Below are 12,204 nucleotides of genomic sequence, written 5' to 3'. Positions count from 1 at the left end.
CGATCGAAGTATCGACCGCGTAGACGACCATGTACCCAGCACACGAAACTGAACCCGGAGAATAAGGCATTGACTGTGGGGCGATTAGACGACCCGCTGGCGCGGGAGTGGCGCTTGTTTTGAGGTGCACTCGCGCAGCTGAACCGCCCCACGTTTGCCGGAGGCTATTTGGTTTAAGTTATGCGGTCATAGGCTGCTCGTCCAGCATGGCATAATATCGCGCTTCGGCTTCAGCGGGCGGAATATTGCCGATGGGTTCCAGCAGGCGGCGGTTGTTGAACCATTCCACCCACTCAAGCGTAGCGAATTGAACGGCTTCAAATGAGCGCCAAGGCCCCCGCCTGTGAATGACCTCGGCTTTGTAGAGACCGTTGATCGTCTCGGCCAAGGCATTGTCATAACTGTCGCCGACGCTGCCCACCGATGGTTCGATCCCGGCCTCTGCTAGACGCTCAGTGTAGCGAATGGATACATACTGGTTGGACTTGTAACGGATTTGTGCCGGTCACCTGAGAGTTTTATGCTCGGATCAGGAGACCAGCGAGATGAAGAAGCATACCGAGATTTTAAGCGCGAGACTGTGCGGATTGCGCTGACCAGTGACCTACCGCGTGAACGGGTTGCGGCGGACATGGGGATTGGCAAATCGACCCTGCATAAGTGGATTGCCCAGTACCGGCCATCAGATGTGGTGATCGAACCCCAGGCCGATCTGGCCCGAGAGAATGAGCGGCTTCGCCTGGGGAACCGTATCCTCAAGGAGGAGAGGGACATTCTAAAAAACGGTCGCGGGTTTGGCCCGCCTGTGCGCGGTAGAAACGGGTTGTGTTATGGTGGCAACCGGAGGGTCGCGGCCGATAGCTTATTGGTGGTGTGATACCCCGTTAAAAAACGTGGCCCGTGGGCAGTTGCGCACTTGAGAGTGGTGGCGTCGCGAAGCGGCGACCCCGGTTAGGAAGATGACGGTTTGCATAGCCCATACCCTCCTGTTTTGAAGGAGGAAGTGGAATGACTGTCACAAAATCTGCCAAGATGGATGCGTTGGCCATGGTCAACCCCGGCGCCGCAGCGATCGACATTGGCTCGACCATGCACATGGCGGCCGTAAGTCCGGATGCCGACGAAAATCCGGTAAGGGCATTCGGCACGTTCACCGGGGACCTGCACGACATGGCCCGCTGGTTCAAGGCTTGCAGGGTTACAAGCGTGGCGATGGAATCTACCGGCGTCTACTGGATACCGGCCTATGAAGTGCTTGAGGCGCATGGCTTTCACGTGATCTTGGTCAACGCGCGATATGCCAAGAATGTGCCGGGGCGCAAAACCGATGTGAACGATGCGTCATGGCTGCAACGGCTTCACAGCTATGGCCTTCTGCGCGGCAGCTTCCGCCCCGAAGCGGGGGTGGCAACGCTCCGCGCCTATTTGCGGCAGCGTGAGCGGCTAATCGAATATTGCGCCTCCCATATCCAGCACATGCAAAAGGCGTTGATGGAGATGAACGTGCAACTTCATCACGTCGTCTCCGACATCACCGGCGTCACGGGCATGCGGATCATCAGAGCCATTGCGGCTGGGGAACGTACGCCAAGTACGCTGGCGGAAATGCGCGACAGCCGGTGCCATGCATCTGCCGAGAAAATTTGTGCGGCCTTGTCAGGGAACTGGCGGGATGAGCACATCTTTGCGCTATGCCAGTCTCTGGCTCTGTATGACTTCTATCAAACCAAAATCCTCGAATGTGATCGAAAATTGGAGACGGCGCTCAGGGCGCTTGAAGGCGGCAAAGGTCATGACGTTTCCTGCCTTCCCAAAGTCAGAACAAAAACCAAGCAGGTTAACACACCTGACTTCGAGGTCCGCACGGCGCTTTATCGCGTGCTGGGTGTGGACCTGACGCAGATCCACGGCATCGGCCCATCGTTGGCACTCAAACTGGTCGGCGAGTGCGGCACCGATCTCGCGGGATGGCCCAGCTCGAAGCATTTTACATCATGGTTGTGTCTGGCGCCAGGCAACAAGATATCCTGCGGTAAGCTGCTGTCATCGAAGACGCGGCGGTCATCAAGCCGGGCAGCCGCGCTCCTGCGCCTGGCCGCAACCACCATTGGCCGCAGCGACACCGCATTGGGGGCATTCTATCGGCGGCTTTCGGCCAGAGCGGGCAAAGCCAAGGCTGTGACCGCCACCGCCCGCAAGATCGCGGTGTTGTTTTACAACAGCTTGCGATACGGCATGGCCTATCATGACCCGGGCGCCTCACGCTATGAGGAGCAGTATCGCAGTCGAGTGATCGGCAATCTGCAACGCCGCGCCAAGGCCTTTGGCTTCAGCCTTCTGGAGATGCCACAGGAGCCTGACATGAGTGTTTCTTAGGAAGCCACGCAGTTCTTCGCGAGCCAAAAATCGTGAGATTTGCGCTCGCTCATGAGCATCGCGATCGCTGGCCGGTTGAGAGGCTATGCCGCGTCTTGCAGGTGTCTACGCGTGGCTATCGGGCCTGGGCGTCGCGCCCCACCTGCCGGCGCGACCGTACCGATCTGAAGGTACTGGCGCACATCCGCGAGCAATATACCTTGAGCCGCGGCACCTACGGCCGCCCCCGGATGACGATGGAGCTCAAGGAGGTAGGTCTCGATGTAGGCGAGCGTCGTGTGGGGCGGCTGATGAAGATCAATGGGATACGACCCATCCGCACTCGCCGCCACAAGGTCACCATGGATAGCCAACACCACCTTGGAGTTGCTCCCAACCTGCTGGACGGGGACTTTTTGGCCGCTGCCCCTAATCAGAAGTGGGCTGGTGACATCAGCTATATCTGGACGACGGAAGGCTGGCTCTATCTAGCAGTCGTGATCGATCTGTTCAGCCGGCGCGTAGTTGGTTGGCCTGTCAGCGACCGGATGAAGAAGGACTTGGCAATCAGGGCGCTGGAAATGGCCATCAACCTGCGCCAGCCACCCAAGGGCTGCATTTTCCATTCTGACCGCGGTAGCCAATACTGCTCCTACGACTTCCAGAAAAAGCTGCAGGCCCATGGTTTGCGGCCCTCGATGTCGGGCAAAGGCAACTGCTATGACAACGCCGCAATTGAAACCTTTTTCAAAAGCCTGAAGGCCGAACTGCTCTGGCGCCAAACTTGGCCGACCAGGCGCCAGGCAGAAACCGCCATATTCCAGTACATCAACGGCTTCTAAAATCCTCGTAGGCGCCACTCATATCTGGGCGGCATCAGCCCCCTCGCATTCGAAGCCAAGGTGGCATAGTGAGATAGGTGACCGGCACAAATCCGTTACAAGTCCAAAAAGACCCTCTGGGGACTGCGCGATCAGGAGGCCGGCTGGATTAGCGCGGAGATTGCCAACAGCAATGGCTCGTATGACCTTGGTTCATTGCAGATCAACACCTGGTAGGCGGCTCGTATCGCCACGCTGATCGGACGCCCTGAAGCCCATGTTCGCCATTGGTTGCGCTTCGGCCCATGCTTCAATGCCGAGGCGGCGCGCTGGGTGTTTCTGGCGGCCCTGCGATCGACGGGCGATTACTGGAAGGCGGTGGGTGCCTATCATAACCCGACCGCATGGCGACAACGAAACTACGTCGGGTCGGTGGCCGGCCATCTGAGCAGTAGATTTGGAAAAGCCGTGTTCGGGCCGTAGTCGATTCGCATCGGTATGACGAGGGGCCGGTAATGACCATGGTTGTGGACGGTTCTGACCGTCTTCTATACGCGAGCAAAGGCAGCCAGCTGCCTTTGCTCGCAGTCCGGAACGGCCGGGATTGTGTGGGGTCTGAAAGGGCAACAATTTGGGACTTGAGGGTGGGTGTTTCAGAGGTCGGACTGGTTCTCGTCTCCAAGACCGGCAAGCCACCCCAGAACGGCGACATGCGTATGGGCAGCAAGGAGGTATGCTCAGGCGCGACGTTTTATCTGAATTAAAAGATATACAGTTGATTTTACCTTTAATGGTCCTAGCTGGCGTAACTATCGATAAGTAATGCCTGAGGAAACATCCATCAACGCAACGGCCGCTGCTCGAAAACCAGCAACGTGGACGTTGCGGTTGCGCATAATTGCCCTTCGGCATTGTGGAGCGTGGCCTCGGCAAAACCAGCGCGCCGCCCCATCGAGAGCAGGCGGCCTGTGGCCCTCACCGTCCCGCTGTCGGCATGGAGCGGGCGCAGATAGGACACTTTCAGCTCCAGCGTGGTATAGGCATAGCCGGGCCGCAGCGCCGTGTGGGCGGCAATGCCGCAGGCGCTGTCGAGCATCGTCGCGATAAAGCCGCCATGCACGGTGCCCATCGGATTGTAGGCGCTGCCGTCGGGCGTGGCCTCAAAGACGCAATGGCCTTGATCGGCCTCAACCAGCGCGATGCCGAGTTTCTCGCCCAGCGGCGGCTGCTTTCCCGCCGCCAGCAGGGCCTGCACCTGTTCAAGGCCGTTGGGTGATGTGGTCATGGTTATGTCTCCGGTGTGGCGGGCGGGTTCCATCCGCCGCCCAGCGCGCGGAACGAGGCGATGGCGCCGCGCGTTGCCGCCGCGCGCGCCTGAAGCGCGCCATCGCTGGTTTCCAGCAGGTGCCGGTCGGCATCGAGCACCTCGATCAGGCTGACCATCCCGCCCTTGTAGGCCGCCATCGAGGCATCGCGCGCGCGCGTCAGCGAGGCTTCGCCATCGTGGAGCGAGGCTGCGCGCGCCTCCTGCTGCACCAGTGTCGAGAAAGCGTCCTCGACATCCTGAGACGCCCGCAGCACGGCAAGGCGATAGGCGGCGAGCGCCTCGGTGTTGCGCCCCTTGGCCGCGCGGATTTCGGCATCCACCCGGCTAAAGTCGAATAGGCGCCAGCGCAGGCCCATCACACCATTGGCCTGTGTCGCGCCGCCGGTGAACAGCCCACCCGTGGTGGTGGTGGCGCTGCCCACCAGCCCACTGAGCGAGAATTTCGGGTAATATTCGGCCACCGCGACCCCGATCCGCGCGTTGGAGGCGGCCAGCGTTCTTTCCGCCGCGATAATGTCGGGGCGGCGGCGCAGCATCGCGGCGGGGCCGCCCGCCGTGGCCACCGCGGGTGGGGCAGGGATTGGGGCCTGCGCCGTTAATTCGGCGCGGGTCGAGCCGGGCTGAACACCGATAAGCACATCAAGCGCATTCATCGCCATATCCAGTTGATTGCCAAGCGCGGGGATCGAAGCGCGCACCTGTGCCAGCGCGCCTTCGGCCTGCCGCAACTGCAATTCAGCCGTGACGCCCTTGCGATATTGCAGGGCGACTAGATCAACGAGGCGCTGCTGTGTATCAAGCTGGGCGCGGGCGACATCGAGCCGCGCCTGAAGCATCCGGATCGTGACATAAGTGTCGGCAATCTGCGCCGCGACCGACAGGCGCACCGCCACCGCGCCCGCTTCGCTGGCCTGCCAATCGGCCCGCGCGGCATCGCGCGCGGCATCACGGCCACCGAACAGGTCAATTTCCCAGCTTGCGCCCAGATCAACCTCATAGGTTTCGCTGGAGCGTTGGAACCCCGGAAAGGCGCTGCCGATCCGGCCGATGGGCGTTTGCAGCGATTGATAGGTTTCCCCCGCCTGTCCGCTGACCTGCGCGGAAGGGAGCAAGGCGGCATTGGCGTTCTTGAGCACGGCGCGGGCCTGAAACACGCGGGCAGCTGCCTGTTGCAGGTCGAGATTTTGCCCCAGCCCGCGTTCGACAAGGCTGGTCAGCAACGGATCGTTGAACGAGCGCCACCAGTCGGCCAGATCGGCGCTCTGGGCCGAACCATGGCGCGCGGCCAAGGCGGCCTCGCCGTGAAAGGTAGGGGCAAGCATGGAAACGGGCCGGTCATAGCGGGGGCCGACGGAGCAACCCGCCAGCAGCAGAGGGGCGCCAAGGGCAGGCAGGATCAAGGTCAAAGGCCGCATATTTTCCTCGCAGCGCTAAAGGATGATGTGTGACCAATATATTGTTTGGTTATACGTTGTCAATGCGTGGGGCTGGGACTATGGTTGCGCCATGACCAATGCACCCACCGATACCACCCCGCGCGGCCCGGCCGAACACACCGTGCGCGACCAGATCATCGCGGCGGCCCATGAATGTTTTGCCCGCTATGGCTATGGCAAGACGACGGTTTCCGACCTTGCCAAGGAGATCGGCTTTTCCAAGGCTTATATCTATCGCTTCTTTGAATCGAAGCAGGCCATCGGCGAGGCTATCTGCACCGACAGGCTGGATCAGCTGGTGTCTGAGGCCCGCGCCGCGATTGACGAAGGGGGTAGTGCGACGGAAAAATTCAGGCGCATGTTTAAGAGTTTAACAACGCTAAGTCTGCAGCTTTTCTTCCATGACCGCAAGATTTACGAGATCGCGGCGCTTTCGGCGGCCGAGCACTGGAACTCGGCCAAAACCTATAAGGCAACGCTCAAAGCGATGCTGATCGAGATCGTCAGGGAAGGGCGCGAAAGCGGCGAGTTTGAGCGAAAAACCCCGCTGGACGAGACCTGCCGCGCGATTTTCTACGCGATGATGCCCTTTATCGATCCGCTGCATCTGGAGCGCAATCTGGACCTGCTGCCTGATGCCCAGACCGAGGTATGCGGCCTGATCCTGCGGAGCCTGGCTCCGTGATACGGAATGTGACTACTTGACATTATGGTCACATGAACGCACATGATCCCTCTCTCGTTGGAGGAATTGTGCGTGACGAATCGGTATCGCAAATCTGCTCTCGCCTTGCTGGCTCTGCCCGCGTTTGCACTTTCGGCCTGCCACGGCGCCGACCCTGATCCGCGCGCCCAGCCGCCGCTGGTACGGGTGATCTCGCCGGTGGCGGCGGGCGATGCCGCGCATGAATTCACCGGCATCATCGCGGCTCGCGTGCAAAGCGATCTGGGCTTTCGCGTCGGGGGCAAGATCACCGAGCGGCTGGTGCAGGCCGGGCAGGCCGTGCGGCGGGGCCAGCCCCTGATGCGGATCGACCCCACCGATCTGGCGCTGGCCACCCGTGCCTCGCAGGAGACGGTGCAGGGCGCTCGCGCCCGCGCGTTGCAAACCGCGGCGGATGAGCGGCGCCTGCGCGATTTGATCGCTGCGGGGGCAGTGTCTGCCTCAGCCTATGATCAGGCCAAGGCCGCAGCCGATGCCGCCCGCGCTCAACTGGCCGCCGCAGAGGCGCAGGCGCGGGTCGCGCATAATGCGGCGGGCTACAGCCTGCTGGTGGCCGATGCCGATGGCACGGTGGTCGAAACTCTGGCCGAGCCGGGGCAGGTGGTGAGCGCGGGCCAGATCGTCCTGCGCCTGGCCCGCTCCGGCCCGCGTGAGGCGCTGGTGCAGTTGCCCGAAACCGTGCGCCCCGCGATCGGATCACAGGCCAAGGCGCGCATCTATGACGGCGCCCAAGGCTCGGCCACGCTGCGCCAGCTTTCCGACGCGGCCAATCCCGCCACGCGCACGTTTGAGGCGCGCTATGTTCTCAAAGGTGCGCCTGCACAGGCGCCGTTGGGGGCCACCGTCACGATCTCTCTGGCGCAGGCGGGCTACGTTGGGGCGGCGCAGGTTCCGCTGGGCGCGATCCGCGATGTGGGCAAAGGGGCGGGGGTCTGGGTGCTGGGCGATGGTACGGTTCCGTCGGTCCATTGGCGCCCCGTCCATATTGCCGCGCTGGCCGAGGAAACCGCGACCATTGACGCCGGGTTGAGGCCGGGCGAGCGCATTGTCGCTATGGGCGCGCATATGCTGCATGAGGGCCAGACGGTCCGGGTGTCAGCGAAATGAGCGGCGGGTCGGAAACCAAGGGCGGGTTTAACCTGTCCGCGCTGGCCGTGCGCGAAAAATCGGTGACGCTGTTCTTTCTGATCGCGATTATTCTGGCCGGGGTGTTTGCCTTCCTCAAACTGGGCCGGGCCGAAGATCCGGGCTTTACGATCAAGGTGATGACGGTGGTGACCGCATGGCCGGGTGCGACAGCGCAGGAGATGCAGGATCAGGTGGCTGAACCGCTGGAAAAGCGCCTGCAGGAATTGCGCTGGTATGACCGCAGCGAGACTTTTACCCGGCCCGGCCTCGCCTTCACTACGCTGACTTTGCGCGATCAGACGCCGCCCAAGGATGTGCCGGAGCAGTTCTATCAGGCGCGCAAGAAGATCTCGGACGAGACGCGCAAATTGCCGCAAGGCGTGGTCGGTCCCTTTGTTGACGATGAGTTCGGCGATGTCAGCTTCGGGCTCTATGCGCTCAAGGCCAAAGGCGTGCCGCAGCGCGATCTGGCGCGCGAGGCCGAAAGGCTGCGTCAGCAATTGCTGCATGTGCCCGGCGTCGACAAGGTCAAGATTTTGGGCGAGCGGCCCGAACGCATCTATGTCGAATTCGCGCAGGAGCGGCTTGCCACGCTGGGCGTTTCCCCGCGCGCGATCTTTGACGCGCTGGCCAAGCAGAACCTGATGACGCCTGCCGGTTCGATCGAAAGCAAGGCGCAGCAGGTCTTCGTCCGTCTGGATGGCGCCTTTGATGACCTCTCCAAAATTCGCGACCTGCCCATCATCGCCAATGACCGCACCTTGCGCCTATCCGACATTGCCAAGGTCGAGCGCGGCTATGAGGACCCCGCCACTTTCCTGATCCGCAGCGAGGGCGAACCCGCGCTGATGCTGAGCGTTGTGATGCGCGAGGGCTGGAACGGGCTCGATCTGGGAAAGGCGCTGGCGGCCGAGACCGACAAGATTCGGCAGCAATTACCCTTGGGCATGACGTTGAGCAACGTGACCGACCAATCGGTCAACATCCGCGATGCCGTCGATCAGTTCATGCACACCTTCATGGAGGCGCTGATCATCGTCATGATCGTCAGCCTTATCAGCCTTGGCTGGCGCGTGGGGATCGTGGTGGCGGCCGCCGTGCCTTTGACGCTGGCGGTGGTGCTGATGGTCATGTGGGCCACGGACCGCGCCTTTGACCGCATCACGCTGGGCGCGCTGATCCTGGCGCTAGGCCTGCTGGTCGATGATGCGATCATTGCCATCGAGATGATGGTGGTCAAAATGGAGGAAGGCTATGACCGCATCCGCGCCTCGGCCTATGCGTGGAGCCATACGGCCGCGCCCATGCTGGCGGGCACGCTGGTCACGGTGATCGGCCTGATGCCGGTGGGTTTTGCCAAATCTACGGCGGGCGAATATGCGGGCAATATCTTCTGGGTGGTCGGTTTTGCGCTGATCGCCTCATGGTTCGTGGCGGTGATCTTCACGCCCTATATGGGGGTGAAACTGCTGCCCGTGATCAAGCCGGTGGAGGGCGGGCACACCGCCATCTATCAAACGCCGCGCTATCAGCAGGTGCGCGGCATCATCGCATGGGCGGTGCGGCGCAAGAAGCTGGTGGCGGGCGCGACCTTTGGGGCGTTCCTGATCGCAGGTGTGGGCATGGGGCCGGTGAAGAAGCAGTTCTTCCCCACCTCTGACCGGCCCGAACTGCTGGTCGAGGTGCAGATGCCCAAGGGCTCCGCCATCGCCCAGACGAGCGAGGCCGCGCGGCAGGTGGAAACATGGCTGCGCAAGCAACCGGAATCGCGCATCGTCACCACCTATGTGGGCCAAGGCGCGCCGCGTTTCTATGTCCCGCTCTCGCCCGAATTGCCCGATCCTTCCTTCGCCAAGATCATCGTGCGCACGGGCAAGGAGGCCGACCGCGATGCTCTCAAACTGCGCCTGAGGCAGGCGGCTGCCAATGGTCTGGCCCCTGCCGCGCGGGTGCGGGCGACGCAATTGGTCTTTGGCCCGCCTTCGCCTTTCCCCGTTGCCTTTCGCGTCAACGGGCCGGACCTTGCCACGGTGCGCGCCATTGCCGCGCAGGTGCAGGCCGTGATGCAATCCGATCCGATGATGCGCACGGTCAACGCCGATTGGGGCGACCGCGTCCCCGCGCTGCATTTCGTGCTGGATCAGGACCGCTTGCAGGCGCTTGGCCTCTCTTCTGGCGATGTCGCTAACCAGTTGCAATTCCTGCTGACCGGCGTGACCGTCAGTCAGGCGCGCGAGGATATCCGCACGGTCGATGTCGTCGCCCGTTCGGCGGGCGGCGAAAGGCTCGATCCGGCCCGTATCGGTGACTATACGCTGACCGGCGCCCATGGCGAACGGGTGTCCGTCAGCCAGATCGGCAAGCTGGAAGTGCGCATGGAGGACCCGATCCTGCAACGGCGCGACCGCGTGCCCACCATCACCGTGCGCGGCGACATTGCCGACGGGCTGCAGCCTCCCGATGTTTCCACCGCCATGTTGGCCAAGCTGCAGCCGATCATCAAGAGCCTGCCCGCCGGGTATCGCATCGACATGGCCGGTTCGATTGAGGAGGCGGCCAAGGCCAATGCCGCGCTGGCGCCGATCTTCCCGATCATGATCGTGTTGATGATGATCGTCATCATCCTTCAGGTGCGCAGCCTGTCGGCTATGTGGATCGTGCTGCTGACCGCGCCGCTGGGGGTGATCGGGGTGGTGCCGACCTTGCTCATCACCGGCACGCCGTTTGGTTTCAACGCGATCCTTGGGCTGATCGCTTTGGCGGGCATTTTGATGCGCAACACGCTGATCCTGATCGGCCAGATCCGTGACAATCAGAACGCGGGCATGAGCCCCTATGACTCGGTGGTCGAGGCAACCGTTCAGCGCTCGCGCCCGGTGATTCTGACCGCGCTGGCGGCGGTGCTGGCCTTTGTGCCGCTCATCAGTTCGGTGTTCTGGGGCTCGATGGCCATCACGCTGATCGGCGGCACGCTGGGCGGAACGGTGCTGACGCTGCTCTTCCTGCCCGCGCTCTATGCGCTCTGGTTCCGGATTCTGCCGCCGGCGGCCAACCGTTCGGAGACCGTAACATGAAACTTGTCGGTTTGCTCCGTAGAGGACTGAGCGCATTCGAACGCTTTCTCAAAGCACTCGACTATTCCGAAATTGATCCGATTGCCGAGCAACAGCGTCGGATCGTCTGTCTGGAGGCGCGAATACAAAGGCTTGAGGTTCGCCATGACAACGGATGAAGCCCTCGCTGCCGTGCAGGCCATTCTTTCGGCCAAGTGGAGCATTCAGGTTTTGCGCGTCCTGGCGAAAGGTCCGACCCGCTTTTCCGGGATCAAGGCCGCCATCCCTGCCATATCCGCCAACATTCTCGCCTTGCGGCTTCGCTCTCTTGAAGAGGCGGGAATCATTGGCCGGGCTAGCCTGCCGCCTCCCGCTGATCGTCAGGTTTACGCTCTGACCACCCTTGGCGAAGGCGTCCGCCCGGTCCTGTCGGCGATAGAGCGATGGGCCTCCCTACTGCAAACCCATAGTCGCGCAGATGCGCCCAATCGCACTCCGCCCGGCATAAAATTCCCGTCAATCAGCCGGGAATAGGAGATCATCATGCAAAATACCGTTTTGATCACAGGGGTGTCTTCGGGCATCGGCGAGGCGACCGCCGCGGCACTGGCTCAAGCCGGATACCGCGTCTTTGGGGGTGCACGCACCCCGTTCGCGGTTGCTCCTATCGCTGGGGTAGAATTGCTCGAACTGGATGTGCGCCAGGATGAACAGGTCCGCCGGGCCGTCGATCTCGTGCTCGAACAGGCCGGTCGCATCGACATTGTCATCAACAATGCCGGTGTATCGCTTATTGGCCCGGTTGAGGCGAGCAGCGATGCCGAAGCGCAGGCCTTGTTCGACACAAACCTGTTTGGTGTTTTGCGGGTGATGCGGGCCGTGCTGCCTGCCATGCGCCAACAGCAATCGGGTCTGATCCTCAACATCAGTTCGGTGCTCGGCTTCCTTCCCGCGCCCTTCATGGGCCTTTACGCCAGCAGCAAACATGCGCTGGAGGGACTGTCGGAATCGCTCGATCACGAGGTGCGCGGTTTCGGCGTGCGCGTTATGCTGGTCCAGCCCAATTTCACCAATACCAGACTGGACGCCAACGCCCCCCAGACGCGGGCCAGCATTCCAGCTTATGGAGAGGCTCTCTCGCAGACGCTTGAAGCCTTGCAGAAGCAGGTGGCCGCGGGCGAGGCGCCATCACGGGTTGCAAGCAAGATCATTTCCGCGATCAGGGGCGGCTATCGTATGCGGCACCCTGCCAATCCCAGTGCCCGACTTCTCTCTTTCCTCAGGCGCTTCGCTCCGGCCGGGGCGGTGGACAAGGGCATCAGGTCGACCTTCGGACTCAAGTCATAACAAGCGGTTGAAA

The 12,204-nt window shown here is 62.0% G+C and carries 10 protein-coding genes and 2 pseudogenes; 9 read left to right on the top strand and 3 right to left on the bottom strand.

All coding sequences use genetic code 11. The features are described 5' to 3' along the window. Positions 1-178 precede the first annotated feature (178 nt). Positions 179-487, bottom strand: a pseudogene (locus FHW96_RS24020) (integrase core domain-containing protein); the annotation flags it as partial. Between the two features lie 33 nt (positions 488-520). Between FHW96_RS24020 and FHW96_RS26855 the strand changes: the two are divergent. The 3 genes and pseudogenes from FHW96_RS26855 to FHW96_RS24005 all read left to right on the top strand — a co-directional run. Continuing rightward, complete coding sequence (locus tag FHW96_RS26855) at positions 521-877, top strand: transposase (RefSeq protein ID WP_216651045.1); 357 nt, start codon at positions 521-523, stop codon at positions 875-877. 131 nt (positions 878-1,008) lie between these two features. After that, positions 1,009-2,376, top strand: coding sequence for an IS110 family transposase (locus tag FHW96_RS24010; RefSeq protein ID WP_253951217.1), 1,368 nt, complete (start codon positions 1,009-1,011; stop codon positions 2,374-2,376). A gap of 2 nt (positions 2,377-2,378) precedes the next feature. Further along, positions 2,379-3,266: pseudogene (locus tag FHW96_RS24005) on the top strand (IS3 family transposase); the annotation flags it as partial. A gap of 751 nt (positions 3,267-4,017) precedes the next feature. Here FHW96_RS24005 and FHW96_RS24000 read toward each other — a convergent pair. Further along, a complete protein-coding gene (locus FHW96_RS24000) occupies positions 4,018-4,461 on the bottom strand; it encodes a PaaI family thioesterase (protein ID WP_216651044.1) in 444 nt (147 codons plus the stop codon). 2 nt (positions 4,462-4,463) lie between these two features. Further along, the gene (locus FHW96_RS23995; protein ID WP_172343094.1) at positions 4,464-5,918 is read right to left on the bottom strand and encodes an efflux transporter outer membrane subunit; all 1,455 of its coding nucleotides are present in this window, start codon (positions 5,916-5,918) and stop codon (positions 4,464-4,466) included. 91 nt (positions 5,919-6,009) lie between these two features. On the opposite strand from FHW96_RS23995, the gene FHW96_RS23990 reads away from it, so the two are divergent. From FHW96_RS23990 to FHW96_RS23965, 6 genes are read left to right on the top strand one after another with little or no spacing between them, the layout of a single operon-like run. Next, on the top strand, positions 6,010-6,624 hold the full coding sequence (locus FHW96_RS23990) for a TetR/AcrR family transcriptional regulator (protein WP_172343093.1): 615 nt from the start codon (positions 6,010-6,012) through the stop codon (positions 6,622-6,624). A 42-nt stretch (positions 6,625-6,666) separates the two neighbouring features. Next, complete coding sequence (locus FHW96_RS23985) at positions 6,667-7,770, top strand: efflux RND transporter periplasmic adaptor subunit (protein ID WP_172343092.1); 1,104 nt, start codon at positions 6,667-6,669, stop codon at positions 7,768-7,770. Further along, the gene (locus FHW96_RS23980) at positions 7,767-10,865 is read left to right on the top strand and encodes an efflux RND transporter permease subunit (protein WP_172343091.1); all 3,099 of its coding nucleotides are present in this window, start codon (positions 7,767-7,769) and stop codon (positions 10,863-10,865) included. The genes FHW96_RS23985 and FHW96_RS23980 overlap by 4 nt, the downstream gene beginning before the upstream one ends. Then, positions 10,862-11,023, top strand: a complete 162-nt coding sequence (locus FHW96_RS23975) for a hypothetical protein (RefSeq protein ID WP_172343090.1) — start codon at positions 10,862-10,864, stop codon at positions 11,021-11,023. Before FHW96_RS23980 ends, FHW96_RS23975 begins: the two co-directional genes overlap by 4 nt. Next, positions 11,010-11,378 (top strand): helix-turn-helix domain-containing protein, encoded by a 369-nt coding sequence (locus tag FHW96_RS23970; protein WP_172343089.1) that lies wholly within the window; start codon positions 11,010-11,012, stop codon positions 11,376-11,378. Before FHW96_RS23975 ends, FHW96_RS23970 begins: the two co-directional genes overlap by 14 nt. A gap of 9 nt (positions 11,379-11,387) precedes the next feature. Continuing rightward, positions 11,388-12,191 carry an oxidoreductase gene (locus FHW96_RS23965; protein ID WP_172343088.1) on the top strand — a complete coding sequence of 268 codons (804 nt, stop codon included), beginning with the start codon at positions 11,388-11,390 and terminating at the stop codon, positions 12,189-12,191. Positions 12,192-12,204: the final 13 nt, after the last annotated feature.

This window comes from Novosphingobium sp. SG751A, from assembly GCF_013149295.1.
Lineage (GTDB): Bacteria > Pseudomonadota > Alphaproteobacteria > Sphingomonadales > Sphingomonadaceae > Novosphingobium.
This window is presented reverse-complemented; position numbering and strand designations above follow the sequence as displayed.